Below are 22316 nucleotides of genomic sequence, written 5' to 3'. Positions count from 1 at the left end.
TTACATAGGATCTTTTAAACGCAATAGATAGACAGTAAAAACAAGTTCTAGTACTATCGCGGATAAAACAAGAACAGCTACACTAATTGTTTGACCATTGTAAATGTAGCTTGTTAAGCCGATAAAAATAGCCATGATAAAAGCTCTAATGAACGAGACTGCAGAAGAAGCTGTGCCTTTAATTTCAGGGAAAACATTTATTGATGCATTAAAAATCACTGGCTGGAAAATTGCACAACCGATAGAAAAAATAATCATAGACAGTGTTACTAATACCAATTCTCATTGTTGTCCAGTCAAATAGGAAACATTGCAGAGTTGTTTAATTGTGGAGCTGGCAAGAGAAGTAATAAATTTGCACAAAGCACCCTCAAGTAGAGCAATTGTATCGTATATTTTATTGCGCAAAATGTTCTGTTTTATATATAACCAAAGCCTCTCAACAGGATTTAGCTCAGGTGAGTATGGAGGTAGGTATATAATGTCGATATTTTTAGGTACCTTTAAATTTTTTGACCTATGCCAACTAGCACAGTCCATAACGAGAAAAGCCTCTCGTGTTTCTAGATATTGCGAAATTTGCTCAAGAAATATGTTCATGCAATCAGTGTTGACATTTGGTGCAAATAAGCTAGAACTCTCTCGATTTCTAGGATTAACTGCACTATAGAGATAGAAATTTTGCCTACCTAATTTTGTTTTAACCTGTGTTCTAATCCCCTTTTTAAACCACCCATGTCCAACTTTTGAATGTGTGCCAAACCATGATTCATCAAAGAAAAATAGCTCTTTTTCTGGATACTTGCTAATAGCTCCATTGAGATTTTTTTTTGAATTCCTCTTGTTTGCTTTTATCTTGTCCATTATGAACTGGTCTTGGTGTAATATATGAGAATTTCATCTTTTGCATATGGCGGTGTACTGTAGATTTGCTGATATTTAATCCGAACTTTTCCTGGATTCTTATTCTCATTTCTTTAATGGTGATATTAGGATTTTCTTCTATCCACTCTTCAATTTGCTGTAGTTGAGCCTGATTTAATTTAGTTTTTCTACGACGTTGTGAAGGAGCAAACAGTTTTTCTTCTCTGCCAATTTTCAAGAGTTTTACCCACGAAGTTAGTGCGCTTCTTGAAATGCAATATATTTTTGCTACAGCCGTTATACTGTACTTTTTTGCTGCAATTACAGCATTTAGTTTTTTTGAAACATATGCATTATTCCTTACTTTCTTCAGCATTTCTTTTGCTGATTCTACTACTTTTTCATCCAATAATTTTGATCTTAATGCCATTTAAACCTCGCTATTTTACTTACTTCAGTATGGCTTTTCTTCCATCATTGTCCATCTGTTTGCCCTGTAATGGGAATTGGTATCAGAGGTTGTCCGGAAACTAGTAAATTCAAGCATATTCCCTCTTTAACATAACCCTACTCATAGCTAGGTATATGAAATTCTCAGTGGATGTTGTGAGTAAATCATACTCCTTCGATAGCCTTCTATTCCTATTAACCCAAGCAAAAGTCCTTTCTACAACCCATCTTCTTGGCTGTACTTTAAACCCTTGTTCTCTTGTTGGTAGTAGCTCAGGTGGCGTATCTTTGTGCACCCAAAATCTACATGGAGGCCTTGTAACAATTTCAATATCTATGTCATATTCTTCCTTTATGTGATTCTTTAAATTTCTTCCTTGGTATCCCATGTCAGCCCACATTTTTTTAACTTTAGTATATTTTGTTCTCATATTGTTTAATGCTATTTTAATACCATCTCTATCATTTTCGTTAGCAGCGCCTACGTAACAACCTAGTATAAAACCCTGAGTGTCTGTAATTATATGCCTTTTTCTACCCTTTACTTTTTTACTTCCATCATAGCCTTTGATCCCCCCTTTTCTGTAGTCTTTACAGATTGACTATCTACTATACAGGCACTCGGCTGCTCATTCCTTCCTATTTTTCTTCTACTATATTTTGTAATTTCATAATTCATTTTCTCAAAAATTCCCTGCTTCTTCCATTGCCTGAACTGCTCATACACAGTCTTCCATAGCGGAAAATCATTTGGTAAATACCGCCATTGACACCCTGTACGCAATACATAGAAAATTGCTTCTAATATTTCTCTTTTGCTATACTTTGGCGGCCTTCCTCCTTTCTTGTATGATACTCTGAAGTGTTTTTCTATTCTTGCCCATTCCCTTTCGCTTAGATCTGTTGGATACTTTTTTCTCATCTTTACCCCGTACTAAAATTTCAGATATTATAGCCTTTTACTTGTTTCCGGACAACCTCTAAGCAAAGGAGTGATACTGTGTCTGAGTGAAAATCGTTGAGATCCCAGTGTCTGCTGCTTGCATAGCATTTATTTACAAAAAAATAGTCATGCAAGAGACTTTGCTTGGATATTTGATATAATTTAGGTCTATTAAAGCAAAAAATACTAACATGAATGAAGTGATAACATTTGGTTGTCGTCTAAATTTTTACGAGAGCGAGTTAATCAAAGAAGCATTAAAAAAAGCAAAGAGAGAAAATGTTGTTGTGGTGCATAGCTGTGCAGTGACAAACGAAGCAGAACGTCAGGTAAAGCAAAAGATACGTAAGATTTACAAAAATGATCCAAATAAAGAAATTATCGTAGTTGGTTGTGCTGTTCAGTTGGATCCAGAAGTTTACAGTAGCATTCCTGGTGTAAGTAAAGTGCTCGGTAATCAAGATAAGCTAAAAGCTGAAAATTACTTACTAAATGACGATAAAATCTTGGTCAGTGATAACCAAGTAGAACCTGTTCTAATTAATGGATTTGAAGATAAGTCAAGGGCATTTATTGAAATTCAAAATGGTTGTAATCATAGCTGCACATTTTGTTCAATTACTGAGGCAAGAGGGAATAATCGATCTGTGCCAATAAACAGTATTATAGAGCAAATCAGGATCTTTGTAGAAAATGGATATCAAGAAGTAGTGTTTACAGGGGTTGATATTACTGACTTTGGTACAGATTTGTTGGGTAAGCCATCACTTGGTTCAATGATTAGGAGAGTTTTAAAGGATATACCAGAGTTGAAGAGGCTAAGACTTTCCTCTATCGATGTTGCTGAAGTTGACGACGAATTAATGGATTTAATAGCTAATGAGTCAAGACTTATGCCTCATTTACATTTGAGTTTACAATCTGGTAATAATTTAATACTAAAGAGAATGAAGCGTCGTCACAACAGAGAACAAGTGATAGAATTTTGTCATAAAATGAAGAGCTTGAGGCCTAATATAGCATTTGGCGCTGATATTATTGCTGGATTTCCAACAGAAACTGATGAAATGTTTCAGGATACAGTTGATTTACTGAAAAAAACAAATATAGTTTACCTACATGCTTTTCCATATTCAGAGCGGAAAAATACACCTGCTGCACGAATGCCACAAGTACCAGAGAATGTGCGTAAAGAACGAGTAAAAAATTTAAGAGAAGTAAATAAAGAAATTATGAGCAGTTTTTGTCAATCCTTGATCAACACTAAGCAAAGTGTTCTGGTTGAGCAAAATAATGTCGGTAGAGCAGAAAATTTTGCATTAATAAAGCTTGAATCAAGAGCGCAAGCTAAAAGTATTGTGAAAGTTAATGTTACAGGCGTAGAGAATAATTATTTAATTGGAAATACTCTTTCTTAATTTTTGTACATTAAAGAAATATATGATATGATGGTTATACTATAAATGATAATTATGGGTTCATTTGTGATAACTAAAAGATCTATTACTTTATTTTTGATTTTAATTTCATGTGTCTATTTTTTTATTACTTATATCGGTAATTATGTACACGTTGAACAAGTTATTGGAACACAACTCTTAAAACTAGAAACGGACAATAATGAAGATGTAATGCATTCTAAAGAGGTTACTGAAAAAGAAGTACTAACAGAGGATTTAAAATATCAAGAACCTGAAAATAGTCCTATTGAACAACCTTCTATTCTCCAAGTAGCTGATCAGAAAAATATGTGGTCACGTATTGCAGATCAAGCTGAGCCTACAAAAGAAAAATCAAAAAAACTTGATTTTTATGTTAGCGCTAACGGTGGTAAGGTATACCATGATAATTCAGAAACATTTGTAAAGGGTATAAAGGCAATAGGGGAGAGAGTCCTAACTTTAGTTGAAAGTCATTATGGTTTTATAATAAAAAATATAGTGGCAGATGAAATTAAAAGTATACAGCAATTTGATGGTAAAATTGATTTCCAGTGGTTTAGCAGCATGTCTTTAGGTTACTATGCTGGAGAAAATGGTAAAATTGATTTTGAAGCCGCGTATTCTATAGCCAATATTGAAGATAGTAATTCTCCTCCGGTATTTGATAAATCAGCAAGTATATTTGCGTTTTTGTTAAACTTCTATTATAATCCCAGCGTTCAGGATACACAATTTGCTCCGTACATCGGTCTTGGTATAGGACCAACAGTTTTTAGATTAAAAAGGATTAATGGGTCACCCCAAAATTCAATGCCACTGAATGTTCCTTGGTTTGCTTATCAAATAAAACTTGGTGTTGATTATTCAATAATCCCAGAAATCAAAACCTTTCTCGGCTATCGTTACTTTAGCGTTCCGATACCTGTTGCAGATGACATATCTACTCACAATATTGAAGTTGGTTTGATATTTAATTTTTAGTGATAATTTAATATATATATAAATTCTTATCTTTTCTATCTAACAAACCAAATGTTGGTACGATTGTTGCTTTTAAAAAAATGACAGTTTCTACTGTTCTAATATTATTCGCTAGCCTTTTTGATTTCTGATGCAATAAGCTTTGCTTATCTTCTCTATGTTCTATAAGCCCGCCGATTACCATAATTTCACCGCTCTTAATTTTTAACATAGAGTTCATTTCTCTGATTTCAACAATTGGAATGTCGCTATTTAATTTCATTTTACTCTGCTGTGCGACGTACTCTATATCTGGATCTTTAGTGTAGCCGTTAATTCTTGATAAAGTTGGATGTATATCCATGAATATTTCACTAGTATCAATGTTAATGCTTGGGTGGATTATTAGCACAACACCTATTGGGACGCTATTCATCTTGGTAATTAAGGTCTGATTAGAGTTTCTAGTATCTTTTTGTATATCGGAGGTAAAATAAATATGGTTTTTAGTAAATGAAATCATCGCTTGCTGATTATTTATAGCATGTACTCTGGGGCTTGAAATTACAGTTGAAGTGCCAAATTTGTCTAAATTTTTTACTAAATCTCCTAGATCATTTGCACCAAAGTTCATTGCTAGGTTAATAATGGAGTTATCTTGATTTATTATAGACTTAGTTCCATCTTGTAAGTCATTTAAGTTCATACCAGAAAGGTATTTGTCATCTAGCACAACTTCAACTATTTTTGCCTCTATCATTACTTGAGAAGACGCTAACTTCTTAACCTTATTAATATATTCTTCAACAGCTTTGTGGACATCTTTTCTAGCATTCAAAATAATAACACCAGCTTCTCTGTTGGATGAAAGGAATTCGCCATCATCCACCCCGTTAACATCCATTATTGCATTCAAGCCTTTTTCTAATGAATTCCATAAGTCACTACTGTATTGAGACTTCATAACATTGTTATAGTCCCTATCAACGTTACTTCCATCACTGTTAGTAATATTGTTATTAATAACGAAACTGCTTTGAGCAGAATGTTGAATATTGATGAAGTCTACGTAATAATTTTGTGCGTATGGCAAGTCCTGCTCAATTCTAATTACACCATTACTTGTTGAGTAACGCAGTTTGGCGCTATTTGCTATACTCTGAATTACTTCGTTTATATCCTTATCTTTTAGCTTTAAAATAATATTACCTGATATTTTTGGGTCCATATCCAAGTTAACGTCAGAAAGTTTTCCTATCTCAATCAGCAAATCCTTTACTGATACTTCTTCACTAACATTAATAGAAATAAGCTGATTACTGATTGTGAGATCGGGAAACTCTATTGGTAAAGGCATAATTTCTGGTATTGCCGGTTCATTAATCTCCAAAGAGGTGTTATATTGTTGCAACGGATAATCGTGCTTATAATTGTCTATGTTAATAGGATATTGCTTGGTAGGTAGATGTGTGCAAGAAATAATGAAGAGGAGTATTAAGCATTTAAAAATAGCCATTAGAACAGCATACAAAATCTATACTAATAGATTTCTATAAAAATATTAAAAATGTATTTAATCTCATTTTCATCGAGCAGATAATTGTCGTGTATTAGCTTTGGCTATTTATTTTTTGTATACTCTTCTTGTACTTAAATGTAGACCAGCATAGCCCTAATTTTTTTATATATTTTACTTCTTTCTCTGTATTTAATAATAGGCTTGAAAATAAATGGTAAGCCTATAATTGTTAAGCTTAGAGCTAGGGTTGAAAGTATACAACAGGCTTTGTGTTTACTATGTAGCTCTTTCAGGTAAAGCATCAAAAATCTACAAAATTTTTTGTAATTTTCTTCGATGTTTTTTTTGCTATGAGCCTTGCTAATGAACATATCTATTGCGGTATGACCGTTATTGCACTTAATGTTAAGGTCTGCACCTTTTTCTGTTAACAACTGAGCTATATCAAAATAATCCTTTTGAACAGCAAGATGTAGAGGTGCAAAACCTTGTTGCTCACAAATGTTCATATTGGCTCTAACTTCCAATAACATTTTCACAATTTGTGTATGGCCTTTTTTAACTGCGAGTAGCAAGGGAGTTCTGTTACATTTAGTAACAGCATTAATGTTTACCTTAAGCCTCAATAAGAGCTTAACTGTTTTAGTGTTACCATTATGGCTAGCTTTATGCAGCCTGGCGTTGCCATTAAAATCTTGATCATTTGCATCTATTCCTTTTGATACAAGAAATGTTACCATTTTTCTATTATTATGCTCAATAGCGCAATCTAATGCATCAAAACCATGGTTATTTTTTGTGCAAAAAAACTCTTTAAGTTTAATTTTATCGTTACTTGCTTGCTGTTTTTTTGCAATAAGCTTTACTATTTGCATTTTGTTGTTATACGCTGCTAGGAAAAGCGTAGTGTTATTTTCTGCATCTTTGGCTTCTATATTTGCACCTTTCTTTATCAGATATTCTATAATTTCTGCTCTGCTGTCATAATGTGCGGTGCATTGATAAATGGTTAAAAACAAAGGAGTACGAAAATTGTTATCTTCACATTCGAGATTTGCTCCGCTATCAATTAAAATTTGAACACTTTTTTTAGAACCGTATAGTGAAGCTATATGAAGAGGAGTATAGCCCTCTTTGACATCTTTTTCATTAATTTTTGCGCCTTTTATTATCAAAAAATCTATTAATTCCGTGTCATCTTGTAGTGCAGCAAGGTGCAGTGGAGTGAATCCATTTTTATCCTTGGAATTAATTGTCAGTTGGTTAACAAAAAGTTTAGCAACTTTCTTGTGTCCATGCATAATGGCGTAATGCAGAGGGTTTCTATTTTCGTTGTCTACGACATTGAAATCAGCTTCGTGCTCTAGTAATGACTTTACTCCAACTAAATCGCCTTCTTTTGTGAACTTATGCAAGAGAGTGATTCCACTTGCATCTTTTGAGTTAATATCAAATCCATTTTCTACTAATTGGTTTATATCTTCCTCACGCGCCATATCACTTAAATCTCTAATTAAACTCTTTTCGCGTTAATAATACTCCTACTTGATTAAGTTTAAATGAATCTGTGAGAAATGGCTAGTGCATTCTTGCATAACAAACTTTTGGCAGCGCATTGGATGAAACGAAAAACTTACTTGACAAACTCCGCCAGCCCTCTTATCATGAAACTGAAGCTATTTATTTATCTTCGCAATCTCTGCAGTGGATTAATGACAAAAAACTTAATGTATTTGGCGTAAATCATGCTTAATTTTTTGCACTATGTGCACCTCATGTCTTTATAAAACTTTTAGGTTTCTACCTATACAAGCCGAAACGCGCTTATAAAGTGTTTAAGACAGTAAAAGACGTCAAATAGACAAGGGAGAATTTGAATACTAGCTACCCTAGGGTTTCTTTGCCTTTTTTTTTATTTGGTAAATTTCTTAACATTTGCAGCTAAACGACAACTGTCATCCCTGTAAAGGTCAAGTATCCCGCTACTTGTTAGCGGGATCTAGAGATACCGTGACGGTATGACGTAGGATTGCTGTCATTTCGCTACTTGTTAGCGGCTGAGATACCGCGAATAAATCGCGGTATGACGGTTAGCGGTGGCGTGACGATAAGCTCGTCATTCCGCTACGTGTTAGCGGCTAAGAGATATCGCGGTGGTATAGCTATAAATTGTTGATATCTTTTTTATATCACATTTTTAACTTACAATAGTTAGCCAGCGTTCCTTACATTAACCAAATCTTTCAAATTCTGCACTCACCACTACCTATAACTCACTTTCACGCAATATTGATCGTTCTTAAAAAGCAATCTAACATTTTTTATTCCTTGATTGCGAAGCTTTGATGCAGCTGACTTAGCAGCCTGAGCACTTTTAAAAAATGCAACATATCCCTTACTTTCTGCATTGTCTTGTTTTGGGTGACGTTTCTGTATTTCTTTTTCATACTGCTTTCTATAATGAGGAGTATTTTGTATCAATTGTTCTGACATCTTTCTTAGGTATTGAACTTTTACTTTTGCAAGCCCAGATTTATGAAATCCTAAGACTTGAGCTGCTTTTTCTGATAAGTCTATTATTCTGCCTTCAATAAAAGGCCCTCTATCGTTAACCCTTGTAACAAGCTTTCTTCCATTTTCTAAATTAGTGACAAGAACAAAGCAGGGTAAGGGCAAAGTCTTATGCGCTGCAGAGATCAAGTGACGGTTAAACGCTTCACCATTTGCTGTAAGTGTGCCATGATCTTCTATTCCATACCACGATGCTATCCCTATCTCTTCATAGTGTTTACAGTTTTTTGGATAATAAGTTATACCATTTATTGTGTAGCTGCTGCCAATTTTATAATGACCTGCAGTGCAGTTAAACCTGTTGCTAACACTGCAGCTACTTATCAAAACAAATATTAGGCATAGAAAGGTTAGGTTTTTTATCATTGTATTCGGTAAGAGGGTTCGATACTATGAGGATTTTAAATTATACTATAATAAATTTAGTAATGAGTAAACATCTACTGCTAAATATTAACAAAACTCAAAAAGGAATAATACATATTATTGGTATAGGTGGAATCGGAATGAGCGCTATTGCTGAAATTCTTCACAATTCCAATTACAAAGTTCAAGGCAGTGATGCACAATCAAACGACAATATAAATAAGTTACAAAAGCTAGGTATAGAGGTTTATATTGGTCACAATGCTAATAATATAAGCCAAGCTCAAATAGTTGTACATTCTTCTGCAATAGAATCTGATAATGTGGAGTTAATTGCGGCAAAAAATAACAATAAAACCGTTTTGCATAGATCAGACATACTTGCTGAAATTATGAAAGGTAAATATGTGATAGCGGTTTCAGGTTCAAGCGGAAAGACAACAACAACGGCTATGATTGCTTCCATTTTTGATCATTCTAATATTGATGCAACTGTAATTGTAGGAGGAATACTAAATTCGTATCAGAGTAATTCAAAACTTGGAAAGAGTGACACTTTTCTGATCGAGGCTGATGAGTCTGATGGAACTATGCTAAAAATCCCTGCAAAGATTGCTGTCATAACAAGTATCAACAATGACCACATAGATTATTACGGCACATTTGATAATATCAAAAATGCATTTTCCCAATTCGTGAATAATGCAGGTTCTGCAGTTTTACCTGATTCTGTAGACATCGATTATGATGCGAGTAATTCTATAACGTTTGGGTTTGAGAATGGTAGCATAAGAGCCAGCAACATTAAACAGCATGCTAACAGCATAGAATTTGACGTGTTGAACAACTGGATTCCAGCATCAGCTACTTGCATGACAAAAAAGCAGGTGTCATCCCATCACCCTCTGTCATCCCAGTGCGTGACACTGGGATCCAGCCCTTTAAAAAACATAGTACTATCAAACGCAATAGGTATTCACAAAGTAAGCAACGCCTTGGCTGCAATATCAGTTGCGATAAAACTCGGGATTAGCGATGCAGATATTAAAAAAGGCCTTTTGGAATTTCAAGGAGTAGCAAGAAGATTCTCTTTGATTGCCAATATTAAAGGTGTTAAGTTAATTGAGGATTATGCCCATCATCCAAATGAAATATATGCAACTTTAACGGCTGCGCGTTCGATTACTAAAGGAAAAGTAATAGGAATTATCGAACCACTTCGTTTTGCTCGCATTCGTAATTTTTTTGATGAATTCATACGAATTTTCATGATGTTTGATTATGTCATCCTTACTCCTGTTCATCCTCCAGAAGATAAGCCCATTCCTGGTTGTGGAATTGATGATATACAAAAAGCTTTAATCAGTAATGGATTTAATAACACAAAAATTATGAATGATGCTTTGCTCATTTCACATTTTATTAGTGATTCGACAAGTCCAGGTGATATAGTATTATTTATTGGTGCTGGTAGTAATATAGCTAAATTGGCAAAGGAAGCTGCAAAGCTCATAGCAGAAACTATACAAACATCTAGTTAAACGATAGAATAAATGCAAGTACTGGTGTCATGCAAACTGGAATCTAGTCAATTATATATATGGAAAATGAATTTAATTGAGAAAAAGAATCCGGACTGGGAGGATTTATATGATAAAATTGTGTAATAAGGCTGGATCCCAGTGTCGAAGCACACAACTGTACGAACGTTGTGATATGGGGGTAACTTCCACTAAGAATGATGTCATCCCAGTGCCCAGACACTGGGATCCAGAAAACTTAATCGTAAATGAGCACACCAGGTGGCTGTATAGTAAAAGCTGGATTCCAGTGTCAGCTACTTGCATGACACCATCCGCTACTCAAATTACCTGTATATTGCAATGTTCATACACTGAAATGTTACAGCGCTGGGATAACATCTTCCGAGACAGAACGTTCCGTGCACACAATTGTGAATCTAGTAAAGGGTTAATGTAATGAATAAGATAATCAACAATGTATTTGCAAGAGAAATTTTAGATAGCAGGGGTTACCCTACTGTTGAGGTGGAAATTGAACTCTGTGATGGAGTAATAGGTAGAGCATCTGTACCTTCTGGAGCTTCAACTGGTAAATTAGAAGCCTTGGAACTCAGGGACCAAGATGAGAAAAGGTATTGTGGTAAGGGAGTGCTGAAAGCTGTTCAAGCTGTAAATGGGATAATAGCAGATGAAATCTTTGGAATGAATGCAGCGGACCAAAATGCAATTGATAAAGCATTAATTGAACTGGATGGAACAAAAAATAAATCTAAACTTGGAGCAAATGCAACTTTGGGTGTGTCTCTTGCGGTTGCAAAAGCAGCAGCAAACAGCTTCAATATGCCGCTCTACAGATATTTGGGAGGAGAGCAGATGAGTGTTATGCCGGTTCCACTCATTAACATAATTAATGGTGGAGTACATGCAGACAATAAGCTCGATTTCCAAGAATTCATGATTCTTCCGGTCGGGGCTGAGACTTTCAGTGAAGCAATCAGAATGTCTGCGGAGGTGTTCCACAACTTACGTAGCATTCTTAAGAAAAAAGGTTATAGCACAAACGTAGGAGATGAAGGTGGTTTTGCACCAAATATTGAAAGTACTGAAGAAGCACTTGACTTGATCATATACGCTATAGAATCAGCAGGTTATTCAGCGCAAAGTGATTTTGCACTAGGCCTTGATGTTGCTTCATCTACTTTTTATGAAGATGGAATTTACAAATTTGAACACAGAGATCTTACTTCAGAAGAGTTGACTGAATATTATTGTAATCTTGTGGAAAGATATCCAATAATTTCTATAGAAGATGCAATGAGTGAAGACGACTATGAAGGTTGGAAATTACTTACTGCAAAATTGGGGAGTAAAATTCAATTGGTTGGGGATGATTTGTTTGTTACAAATTGTGAACTGATATGCAAAGGAATAGAGGAAAAAATGGCAAATGCTGTACTGATCAAGCCAAATCAAATAGGGACGTTAACAGAAACTTTTGCTGCTATTGAAATGGCAAAATCAAATGGCTATAAAGCTGTTATTTCTCATCGCTCAGGTGAAACAGAAGACACAACAATATCCCACATAGCAGTTGCATCAAATTGCGGGCAAATAAAAACCGGGTCGCTATCGCGTTCTGATAGACTCGCGAAGTATAACGAGCTAATCAGAATAGAAAGCGCATTAGGAAAGGATGCTAAATATTATCGTGGGTTAGCATGGGTTTTATAGACGAAGTAAAATTGTGTTTAAAAGCTGGTGACGGTGGTGATGGCTGTGCAAGTTTTCGTCGAGAAAAGTTCGTTGAATTTGGTGGTCCAAATGGTGGTAATGGAGGAAAGGGTGGAAACATAGTTTTCATCAGCGACGCTAATCTCAACACTTTGCTTCATTTTCGTTATAGAAGACACATTAAAGCAGATAGTGGAAAAAATGGTGCAGGCAGGGATAGATCTGGCACAGCAGGGAAAGACGTTATACTTAAAGTTCCAGTCGGTGCACAAATAATTGATGAAGAAAGTGAAGAGATAATAGTAGACCTTGACAAGCCTGGTATGGAATTTCAAGTAGCACAGGGTGGAAAAGGTGGACTTGGAAATACTAATTTTAAATCTTCTACTAATAAGGCACCAAGACATTTTACTTACGGTCAGCCTGGCGAAGAAAAACATGTATTATTAAAACTAAAAGTTTTATCAGATGTTGGAATTATTGGCATGCCAAACGCAGGTAAATCAAAATTTTTGACTCGCTGCTCAAATTCCGATACAAAAGTAGGCGATTATCCATTTACCACCGTAAGACCTCATTTAGGCATGGTAAAAGTGGATGATAGCGAAGTTGTAATAGCAGATATTCCTGGAATAATTACTGATGCTCACCTTGGAGTTGGGCTCGGGCATAAATTTTTAAAGCACATAGAAAGGTGTCAAATTTTACTTCATTTAATCGATGTAACTCACGATGACGTTGTTTCGGCTTATAGTTGTATCCATAATGAATTGGAACTTTACAATAGTGATCTTGTTGAAAAAGAAGAGATTGTAGTATTAAACAAATGCGACTTATTGAGGGAAGCAGAAATTCTGGAAAAGAAGAATCACCTAGCTAATTATCTCAATAAAGAAGTGCTGTGCTTATCAATTAATGGTGATTTACAGCCTATTTTAAGATTATTAAGTGAAAAATTGAAAAAGAGTAATTCTAAGGAAATCGATGTATATGATCCTTTTAAAGCGTAAATTTTCTATTTATGGATGTACAAGAATGGTAGCGTGCAACCAGAACTAAGCGTACAGCTGTGCAAACATCGTGATTTGAGTCCACCAGAAGGGTGTCATCCCAGTGCCCAGACACTGGGATCCAGGAATTTTATTAAGTTGGTAAGCATAAAAGTAGCCGTTTTATGTTAAAATACAACGTTTTGATGATTATGAAAAGGCTGGATTCCAGACTGGAATGACACCATCATAAAGTGAATCAGTGTCAGCTACTTGCATCTACCATGCAAGTTACCTGAAAATTGCAATGTTCGTACACTTGACTACTTGGATCTAGTATGATTTAATTAACCAAGAAGTAGGCATGAAAAAATTATGTAGTGAACCAGTTTGCATAACACCAGGAGGAAAATATGGATAGAAAGACGAGAATAGAATCAGACAGCTTAGGGGAAGTAAAAGTACCAAGTGAACATTACTGGGGAGCGCAGACTCAGCGTTCTTTAGAAAATTTTAAGATTGGCACAGAAAAAATGCCAGAGCCTCTGATTAAAGCATTAGCAATAGTAAAACTTGCAGCAGCGCGTGTTAATATGAAACATGGTGTTATAGATGATAGGGTAGGGGACGCAATTTGCACAGCCGCGAGGGAAGTAATAGATGGCAAATTTAATAATGAATTTCCGCTTGTTGTTTGGCAAACCGGATCCGGAACGCAGACTAATATGAATATGAATGAAGTGATCAGCAATCGTGCAATAGAGATTTTAGGTGGTAATTTGGGTAGTAAATCTCCAATACATCCAAATGATCATGTGAATTATGGTCAGTCGTCAAATGACACCTTTCCAACAGCAATGCATATAGCAGCAGCAGACCAGATAAACCGCTTGCTTATTCCAAATCTTGAAAAATTGCATAAGGTGCTGGATAATAAGGTTCAGGAATTTAAAGATATAATAAAAGTAGGACGTACTCATCTGCAAGATGCAACGCCCCTAACACTAGGACAGGAGTTCTCTGGCTATGCAGTCCAGATTAAAAAGGGGATAGAGAGAGTAAAATCAACTTTAAGTGATATATATGAGCTTGCACAAGGTGGCACTGCAGTTGGCACGGGACTCAATACTAAAAAGGGTTTTGCTGAAGATTTTTCAAGCCAAGTTGCAGAAATTACTAACCTTCCATTTACTTCAGCAGGCAATAAATTTGAAGCGCTAGCAGCAAATGATGCTTTAGTTGAGCTCAGTGGAACACTCAATACAGTAGCAGTCAGTTTAATGAAAATTGCAAATGATATAAGGTTGCTTGGTTCTGGTCCAAGATGCGGAATTGGGGAAATAATGTTACCGGAAAATGAGCCTGGTTCTTCAATTATGCCAGGTAAAGTGAATCCAACTCAGTGTGAAGCGGTGACTATGGTATGCACTCAAGTTATGGGAAATCATGTTGCTGTAACCATTAGTGGTTCAAACGGTCATTTTGAATTGAATGTGTTTAAGCCAGTGATAATTTACAATGTTTTGCAGTCTATAAGACTTTTAGCTGACGCAAGTTTAAATTTTACAGAAAAATGTGTAGTTGGTATTAAAGCAAATGAAGAGAGGATAAAAGATTTACTGAATCAGTCGTTGATGTTGGTCACTATATTAAATACGCATATAGGGTACGACAATGCAGCAAAAATAGCGAAGCTTGCTTATAAAGAAAATATCACTCTAAAAGAAGCAGCAGCAAAACTTCAACTGCTCACTGAGGAAGAGTTTGAAAGGATAGTGAAACCAGAAGAAATGGTAAATTATTTGTAACCGCTCACACTTAATTCTTCAATCTCACTAATAGAAAGGCCAGTAAACTTGACAATAGTGTTAACATCAACATTATTATCTTGCTTTGTCTACCTTATTTTGCCGCTCCCCTGAACGGATACGGCTTAAGACATAAGATCCTTTTTCATAGCTATACTACGTTATCCAGCGTCTGGGCACTGGTTTCTTGGTACTTATTCCGCAATAATTTTTTTTTCCTTCAATAAACTTTGCAGTTCGCCTTTTTCGTACATCTCGCGAGTGATGTCGCAACCACCAATAAACTCTTCCTTTATATATAATTGTGGAATTGTTGGCCAATCAGAAAACTTTTTTATAGATTCACGTATTTCATCATTCTCCAACACGTTAATATACTTAAACTTCACGTTCAATTTTTTTAGGATTGACACGACGAGTCCAGAGAATCCGCATTGAGGAAAATCAGAAGTGCCTTTCATATACAATACCACATCATTTTCTGTTATATCTTTTTTTATTTGTTCAAAATTGCTCATAAATTCACCTTATTTTTAAGTATTAGTTTCCAGTTGCAAGGCGTGTATAGACTGACCTTCCAGAGCTTTATATACCATTTTATGCTGTTCTATTTTTGTCTTTCCAAGAAAACACTTGGAGTTTATTTTTAAATGATAATGGTCATCATCTCCAGCAAGATCATGAATCTTTATATCAGCGTCGGGGAACGATTGTTTGATGATTCTCTCTAATTCGTGAATTGCAATAGTCATTGATTTGCTTTAAATTACAATACTTTCATTATAAATCTAAAACGATTGAGCGCAATAAAAAGTTGCTATCATAAAAAATAGAAGCATACTATAATAATGGAATGACAAGTTATGCAGGGAGGCTTTGTGGTGGGCGAAAGATTTAAATTCACATATCTATTGGTTTTGCTAACTTTTTCATTTAGGTGCTTATCTTACGATGATAAAATAAATAACTTAGAGAATGTTTACATCAAAGCTAACTATTTTGGAGCATTCTTCAATGCAATAGGTTCTCTAGAAGGAAAAGAAGATGCAGGTGACAATATAACAGAGGGGGTTTTTAGTTTTAATAAGAAGGAGCGAATTGAAGCTGGATACAGTCCTAAATATGTTCCAGGGTTTGCCGGTAGTGCTGCAATAGGGTATTTATTCAAAAATATGAGAGTTGAGTTTGAAGGCTTATATTCTCAGACTAACTTATATGATGAAGATTATTCAGATAAGAAAAAAGCAAGATATATTGAACTTCTTCGTCACAATGATGCGTCTACTGGAGCGGAATGCAATTCACCTTGGAGAAGTGGAAAGGTTGATATTCACATTCAAGAAAATTGTAGTGTTGAAGCAGAGTTCAGAGCTGCATTTAAGATGAAAAATGAAGGTTTTAATAACTTAGCTGGAATGGTCAATGTATATCGTGATTTTAATATAGCAAAAATGCCATTCACCCCATATGTTGGTATTGGTGCAGGTGTAACTAGGGTTAAATTTCTAGGAAAAACCAGATATGCCTTGGCTTACCAAGCAAAACTTGGTATCAATCACCAACTTACAGCACAAACTCAAGCATTTGCTGGTTTACGCTATTTTGGTATCCTTGATAACCAATTTAAAGATATTGTACCAGGAATAAAGATACTAGCTGGTGAAGGATATATTCCTGCCGGTGGAGGAAGTAAAGTTGATGAAACTGCACGTGTTGAATCAACAACTGCAACCATTACGTATCCGTTCAGGAGAGTGGTTTAAGAAACAATAGATAGGAGATTTTGGAAAGGATTGAGACTCCTTTGTTTCCAAGTTAAGTATAATGAAATTATCCGCTCAAGGAATGTATTTCCCCGCTTTGATTGTGTAAAATATGAGTTTTTGCGATAAACGACATAATGCCGAATTTGCCGTTCAGCGTGGTTATTTGTCAGCGGAATATTTTCTGGGTCATCTAAAAATTTCCACATCATTCTTTCAGATCTCAGAACATTTTTTGCAACTCGAGAGGCTCCAATTGCTTCAGGTAAACGAGATATCTCCTTCAAGTAATACTTTGTACGTTTTCTTAATTTTCTGGCACGTCTGACAAACCTCAAAACATCTATCTCACTTTTTAGTAAAGCTTTTTTTAGTGCAAATAATTCAGTGGCCACGTTTCTCAAGTAACAACCCAGAACTTTAACTTCAATATTCCAACTATGTGCTAATCTTTCAAAATCTCTTGATAAATGTGCCCAACAGATTTGCCTGTTTTTATCGGCAAAATAATTGTATGCTGCATACCTGTCAGTTATTACCAAGCTATTGCGATTGCAGAATTTACTATTTTGTAAAACTTTCATTCCTCTTGACTCTGTAAATTTTACAAAACTTGCCGTATTGCTTGCAAACATCCAACACCAAGCGAGTTTACCTTTGTTATAATGGCTCGTTTCATCAATATGTAGAACTTTACTCCTACTTATCTCTTGTTCGATCTGCTCATACATTTTTTTGCATTTTGAAGCAACTCTATGTTCACTATTTGATATGCTACCGACGCTTATGTTCAAATTGAAGATATCATTTACGACACTCGCTATTTCGCGTTTTGAATTTTTGTAGAATCCGCTGAACGCTGCAATTATTGACTTAACCCTTGGACCAAATGTATCTGGCGTAACACCTTCCGGTAACTTGCTACTTCTTCTCTTTCCGCATCTCCGACAACGGCCATGTTCTAACTGATATTCCACTACATAAGGCTTGATTTCTGGAAGATCAACTTTCTGATGAATATATGGTTTTTCACATATTGCAATTTCTCCTCCGCATTCGCAAGTATTAGGCAACTCTATCTTTACTACTTTATCTGCATCCATGTTGGCGCGAAAACTTCCTTTATGACCAACCTGACCGCCAATATTCCTTTCGCTTTTCGGCTTATTCTTTTTTATTTTATACAACTCTTTGGAACTTGGTATTGATGAATTTTTTGAGCTTAAACCGAGTCTTTCTCTTAACTCAGCATTTTCTATCTTTAAAGCCTTATTTTCTGCTTTTAAACTTTCATTCTCTTTTTCCAATCTTTCTATTTTTGCTTCTAACCTTTCTATTTTTTGCTGTAAATTTTTGCAAAGTTCTAAAAGGTTTACCATATTATTTCACTTTTGCTCTATGATTATCTTTTTAGATCACCTTGTCTACCTTATTCTGCCACTCCGCTGAACGGATACACCATTACCAATAGGTTTGGCATATATGGCTTAGAGTTTGGGTTGGTTTATCACTTTTAACTTTATCCAATAAATTACATATGTGAAGATAGTAAATTCAGCGTGCTGAGAACATTAGAAAGACGAGATTTTAATTGATTTTCATATTTACTCCAATCTTGTATTGCCTTTCTTGCAACACCTGAATCAACTGCGGCTTTTGCAACAGCAGGAGCTACTATAGAAATTAATCTTGGGTCAAATGGAGTAGGTATTATATATTCACGTCCATAGCCCATTTTACGACCGCCATAGACTGCAGATATCTCACCTGGTACTGGCTCACGGGCAAGCTTTGCTATTGCATCTGCAGCTGCAATTTTCATTTCATCATTTATTGTTGTTGCATGTACATCAAGTGCCCCTCTAAATATATAAGGAAAACCCATTACGTTGTTGACTTGGTTGTTGTAATCTGACCTACCAGTTGCAATTATTGCATCTGGCCTCACAGATTTTGCAAACTCAGGCCTTACTTCTGGATCGGGATTGGCAAGAGCAAAAATAATCGGGTCTTTGCCCATACTCTTTAACATCTCTTCATTTAACACATCTTTTGCAGATAGTCCGATGAATACATCAGCGCCTTTTATTGTATCAAGTAGAGAACGTTCGGAAGTATCAATTGCATACTTTTCCTTCCACTCATTCATATCCTCGTTTCTACCTTTGTATATTACTCCTTGCTTATCACACAGCACTATATTTTTAGCGCCCATGGACTTTAGTATTTCTAAACATGCAATACCGGCTGCTCCAGCACCATTCATAATGATCTTAACGTCCTCTAATTTCTTTTCAACAATATCAAGAGCATTTTCTATGCCAGCTGCAACAACCACCGCAGTTCCATGCTGGTCATCATGGAACACTGGAATATCCATCAGTTCATTCAGGCGTTTCTCTATTATAAAACAATCGGGAGATCTTATATCTTCTAAATTTATCCCCCCCCAACTTGGCCCAAGATACCTTACTGCATTGATGAAATCTTCTATATTTTCTGTACCAACTTCTATATCAACTGCATCAATATCAGCAAAACGCTTAAATAAAACAGCTTTGCCTTCCATGACAGGTTTTGCAGCAAGAGGACCGATATTACCAAGTCCAAGCACTGCAGTGCCATTTGAAATGACAGCAACACAGTTGCTTTTTGCTGTATAATCATAAACAACCTCAGGATTTTTAGCTATTTCAAGGCACGGAGCTGCAACACCAGGGGAATAAGCAAGTGACAAATCATACTGGGTAGATAAAGGTTTTGTTGGCATGATTGAAATTTTACCAGGGTTACCACCTCTGCTGTGATACTTAAGCGCTTCTTGTTTTGTGGTACTATCTAAATCATCGTTCATCATTACATCCTTATATTTTAAGCTTGTATTTTTTAAGTATATGGAGTTTTTATAAATGTTCAATTGTAAACTATTAACTTGTGAACTCTGTTGTACTTCTGTATAAGTTTACCTATTACGTAAGATGATATTACATGCTTAAAAAAAACGTGCCTAATTTGCTTACAATTTCTCGTGCACTTGCAATACCAGCAATAATATTAAGTTTTTATATAGAAAATAAATATGCAGGCCTGATAACAATATCAATCTTTGTGTTTGCGTGCATTACGGATTTTTTTGATGGTTACCTGGCGCGTGCGTGGAAAGTCCAATCAAAGTTTGGCAAGCTATTTGATCCAATTGCTGACAAATTAATAGTGGTTTCAACGATAATTATGCTAGTTTATAAGCATAAGATAAATGATTTTACAATAGTACCATCGATTATCATCATCTGTCGGGAGATATTAGTCTCGGGTTTACGGGAGTTTCTGATAGCTACAAATGTTAGTCTACCTGTAAGCAAAGCTGGAAAAATTAAAACATTTTTGCAGATGGTTGCTGTAGTAGCGCTAATAATGAACGATTATTATATGATTCAATATACAGGTGCGATTTGTTTATGGGTTGCAGCTATTATAACTATGTGGTCAGGCTATAATTATATCCTAGCCGGCATCAAACAGATTGGTTAAATCTCCTAGGAAATAGTTAATAGACAAGAGTAGTTAATATCTTAGTGATATTGACTCAGAAAGCAAAAAGGTGTATAATTGTATTAACTTACAACTAATTAGGTTAATATTATGAAAATACCTAGTGGCAAATTTTCTTCTACTAAAAAGGTTCCAGGAAAGAATAAGAAAAAAAGAGATTTTGAACCATTAGAAGAGTTTTTTTGGGATTTTTGGCCAACAGTTGATAAAGAAGTCAAAAGAGAAAGGCTAGAACAAGAACTATTAGCACTAAAAAAAAGAGAGCTATATAGAAAATGTGCATCATTGGCAACAATGGTCCCATTTACATTGCTGATGGCGATTGAACTGGAAAAAACATATAGCGATCAGGTATTACTTGGCGTGATAAGTGGCGCGCTAAGCCACACTATATTACCTTTTACAGTCTTATCTCTTATTTGTACGCTATATTTAATTTACAATAATAGGAAGATAGCACAAAAAGAACGAGAGTTGGAGATTATTGAAAATGGAGAGGAAGTAAAGGAAAAAGAGCACAATATTTCTGATATAGGTCAGTGTTTGATCTATATTGAGGCTATAACAACTGCACTGGTTATTGTAGGTATGATAATGGGTGAAACATCTTCACTTGAAGCAGCAGAGGATGCAATTTTATTTCTTGCCAATGCAATTGCTTTTCTTGCAACTCTTGTTTCTTATATTGATAAGCATGAAAAAAATAAGAAAAAGGAAACAGAAAAGTCTGATCTTGATGAGAAATCTAGCAAGAAAACTAGCAATATATCTGTAGCCGGATTGGCGCTTGCTGGTTCTTCTGTATTTTTAATAAGAAGGATAATGTTAATAGCATTAGCATCGTCCTTAAATCCTGCTGTTGGACCTACTTTAGGCTTGATAGGTATTGCAATTTTTATGGCTGTACAGGTCTTAACTATACATTCCTACAGTAAGACGCTGAAAGATCCAAAAGTGGAAGGACGAGGTGAATCAAGAAATGCAGGTAGTTCTGACCGTAGTTATAAAGAAGAAGGGCCGTCTATTGCCTAAGAAATTTATTTATTTAAGTAATATTTAGGTCTATACTTTATTTTGATCGAAAAAAATCTTATGTATAAGACTTTAATCACGTGCTTTATTTTCCTAATTTGCTCCTTTACACAATCGTATGCGGATGATCTTGAAAAAACTGAAACTGAACTATATGAAGAAGCAGTTGAACTTTTTGACCAGAAAAAATATAAACAAGCTATTAGGGCATTTCATAAGATAGAGGATTTGTATCCTTTTTCTTATTGGGCAATGAAAGCAAAATTATTATCTGGGGTCTCTCACTATAATATGGGTAACTATAGCAGTGCTGCAAGTGATATGGCTGATTATATATATGTTTATTCAAATGGTGAAGATTTACCATATGTATACTACTTAAGAGTATTATCTTATTACATGCAAATTAATAAAGTGCAACTTGGACAGCAAACTGCATATAAAACTTTAGAGCTGGCTACAGAATACATTAATCTCTTTCCAGGCAGCGAATATGTAGGCGAGATAAAGGAAAAAGCAAAGCTAATCACAGAACATATATCAACAAAAGAGTATTCTATCGGTAAATTTTACTTGAAGCGTGGTGAATATTTAGCAGCAATTAAGCGTTTCCAGAATATAGCAAGCTATAAAGATTCTAAATATTTTTCTAAGTCTATTAACTATTTAATAGCAGCCCATTCAGCTCTTGGCCTTGACTTAGAAGTTGAGCAGTATGAAAGTATGTTATTAGCAGAAAACCTGCAAGATGCCAAGCCAGAGGCTTGAAAATTTGCTTTAGCTTTTTCTATGCTTTGATATAT

18 protein-coding genes and 3 pseudogenes are annotated in these 22316 nt (G+C 35.2%); 11 read left to right on the top strand and 10 right to left on the bottom strand.

Going from position 1 to position 22316, the window contains the following annotated elements:
* From AAGD51_RS07290 to AAGD51_RS05065, 3 genes and pseudogenes are all read right to left on the bottom strand, one after another.
* Positions 1–273: pseudogene (locus AAGD51_RS07290) on the bottom strand (MFS transporter); the annotation flags it as partial.
* 9 nt (positions 274–282) lie between these two features.
* Positions 283–1294, bottom strand: a protein-coding gene (locus tag AAGD51_RS05070) for an IS630 family transposase (protein ID WP_236514338.1) whose coding sequence is annotated in 2 segments (ribosomal slippage) — positions 283–831 and positions 833–1294 — 1011 coding nt in all. Because the reading frame shifts where the segments join, the coding sequence is not laid out codon by codon here.
* Positions 1295–1403: 109 nt separating this feature from the next.
* Positions 1404–2236, bottom strand: a pseudogene (locus AAGD51_RS05065) (IS5 family transposase).
* Positions 2237–2448: 212 nt separating this feature from the next.
* Here AAGD51_RS05065 and mtaB point away from each other — a divergent pair.
* Positions 2449–3675 (top strand): tRNA (N(6)-L-threonylcarbamoyladenosine(37)-C(2))-methylthiotransferase MtaB, encoded by a 1227-nt coding sequence (gene mtaB / locus AAGD51_RS05060; RefSeq protein ID WP_077188084.1) that lies wholly within the window; start codon positions 2449–2451, stop codon positions 3673–3675.
* Between the two features lie 66 nt (positions 3676–3741).
* Positions 3742–4680, top strand: a complete 939-nt coding sequence (locus AAGD51_RS05055) for a P44/Msp2 family outer membrane protein (protein WP_049973647.1) — start codon at positions 3742–3744, stop codon at positions 4678–4680.
* 7 nt (positions 4681–4687) lie between these two features.
* On the opposite strand, the gene AAGD51_RS05050 is transcribed toward AAGD51_RS05055, so the two are convergent.
* From AAGD51_RS05050 to AAGD51_RS05040, 3 genes are all read right to left on the bottom strand, one after another.
* Positions 4688–6175 (bottom strand): type II secretion system protein GspD, encoded by a 1488-nt coding sequence (locus tag AAGD51_RS05050; RefSeq protein ID WP_077188083.1) that lies wholly within the window; start codon positions 6173–6175, stop codon positions 4688–4690.
* Between the two features lie 134 nt (positions 6176–6309).
* Positions 6310–7674 (bottom strand): ankyrin repeat domain-containing protein, encoded by a 1365-nt coding sequence (locus AAGD51_RS05045; protein ID WP_006280021.1) that lies wholly within the window; start codon positions 7672–7674, stop codon positions 6310–6312.
* A 766-nt stretch (positions 7675–8440) separates the two neighbouring features.
* Entirely contained in the window at positions 8441–9115 is a 675-nt protein-coding gene (locus AAGD51_RS05040) for a septal ring lytic transglycosylase RlpA family protein (RefSeq protein WP_006280020.1), read from the bottom strand.
* Positions 9116–9141: 26 nt separating this feature from the next.
* Here AAGD51_RS05040 and murC point away from each other — a divergent pair, with 26 nt between their 5' ends.
* The 5 genes and pseudogenes from murC to fumC all read left to right on the top strand — a co-directional run bounded on the left by murC (position 9142) and on the right by fumC (position 15166).
* The gene (murC, locus tag AAGD51_RS05035; protein ID WP_236514979.1) at positions 9142–10656 is read left to right on the top strand and encodes a UDP-N-acetylmuramate--L-alanine ligase; all 1515 of its coding nucleotides are present in this window, start codon (positions 9142–9144) and stop codon (positions 10654–10656) included.
* A 193-nt stretch (positions 10657–10849) separates the two neighbouring features.
* Positions 10850–10966 (top strand): annotated as a pseudogene (locus AAGD51_RS07285) (WPE palindromic element domain-containing protein); the annotation flags it as partial.
* A gap of 128 nt (positions 10967–11094) precedes the next feature.
* Complete coding sequence (gene eno / locus AAGD51_RS05025; protein ID WP_006280017.1) at positions 11095–12369, top strand: phosphopyruvate hydratase; 1275 nt, start codon at positions 11095–11097, stop codon at positions 12367–12369.
* A complete protein-coding gene (cgtA, locus tag AAGD51_RS05020) occupies positions 12357–13379 on the top strand; it encodes an Obg family GTPase CgtA (protein WP_006280016.1) in 1023 nt (340 codons plus the stop codon). The genes eno and cgtA overlap by 13 nt, the downstream gene beginning before the upstream one ends.
* 392 nt (positions 13380–13771) lie before the next feature.
* Complete coding sequence (gene fumC, locus AAGD51_RS05015; RefSeq protein WP_077188081.1) at positions 13772–15166, top strand: class II fumarate hydratase; 1395 nt, start codon at positions 13772–13774, stop codon at positions 15164–15166.
* 194 nt (positions 15167–15360) lie between these two features.
* On the opposite strand, the gene grxD is transcribed toward fumC, so the two are convergent.
* The gene (gene grxD, locus AAGD51_RS05010; RefSeq protein WP_006280013.1) at positions 15361–15684 is read right to left on the bottom strand and encodes a Grx4 family monothiol glutaredoxin; all 324 of its coding nucleotides are present in this window, start codon (positions 15682–15684) and stop codon (positions 15361–15363) included.
* 15 nt (positions 15685–15699) lie between these two features.
* Positions 15700–15918, bottom strand: coding sequence for a BolA/IbaG family iron-sulfur metabolism protein (locus tag AAGD51_RS05005; protein ID WP_006280012.1), 219 nt, complete (start codon positions 15916–15918; stop codon positions 15700–15702).
* A 129-nt stretch (positions 15919–16047) separates the two neighbouring features.
* Here AAGD51_RS05005 and AAGD51_RS05000 point away from each other — a divergent pair, with 129 nt between their 5' ends.
* Positions 16048–16929: a P44/Msp2 family outer membrane protein gene (locus tag AAGD51_RS05000; protein ID WP_236514976.1), complete on the top strand. Its 882-nt coding sequence runs from the start codon at positions 16048–16050 to the stop codon at positions 16927–16929.
* Here AAGD51_RS05000 and AAGD51_RS04995 read toward each other — a convergent pair.
* Complete coding sequence (locus AAGD51_RS04995) at positions 16926–18308, bottom strand: IS66-like element ISWen3 family transposase (protein ID WP_341810389.1); 1383 nt, start codon at positions 18306–18308, stop codon at positions 16926–16928. The two genes, AAGD51_RS05000 and AAGD51_RS04995, sit on opposite strands and share 4 nt — an antisense overlap.
* Before the next feature lie 152 nt (positions 18309–18460).
* The gene (locus AAGD51_RS04990; RefSeq protein WP_077188090.1) at positions 18461–19783 is read right to left on the bottom strand and encodes a malic enzyme-like NAD(P)-binding protein; all 1323 of its coding nucleotides are present in this window, start codon (positions 19781–19783) and stop codon (positions 18461–18463) included.
* A 134-nt stretch (positions 19784–19917) separates the two neighbouring features.
* Here AAGD51_RS04990 and pgsA point away from each other — a divergent pair, with 134 nt between their 5' ends.
* From pgsA to AAGD51_RS04975, 3 genes are all read left to right on the top strand, one after another.
* Entirely contained in the window at positions 19918–20460 is a 543-nt protein-coding gene (gene pgsA, locus AAGD51_RS04985) for a CDP-diacylglycerol--glycerol-3-phosphate 3-phosphatidyltransferase (RefSeq protein WP_077188089.1), read from the top strand.
* Positions 20461–20571: 111 nt separating this feature from the next.
* Positions 20572–21513 (top strand): hypothetical protein, encoded by a 942-nt coding sequence (locus AAGD51_RS04980; protein WP_236514974.1) that lies wholly within the window; start codon positions 20572–20574, stop codon positions 21511–21513.
* A 60-nt stretch (positions 21514–21573) separates the two neighbouring features.
* On the top strand, positions 21574–22281 hold the full coding sequence (locus AAGD51_RS04975; RefSeq protein WP_236514973.1) for an outer membrane protein assembly factor BamD: 708 nt from the start codon (positions 21574–21576) through the stop codon (positions 22279–22281).
* The last annotated feature ends 35 nt before the right edge of the window (positions 22282–22316 follow it).

The organism is Wolbachia endosymbiont (group A) of Volucella bombylans, from assembly GCF_964026965.1.
Lineage (GTDB): Bacteria > Pseudomonadota > Alphaproteobacteria > Rickettsiales > Anaplasmataceae > Wolbachia > Wolbachia pipientis.
Note: the sequence above shows the minus strand (reverse complement) of the source record. Positions and strands in the feature narration are given on the sequence as shown.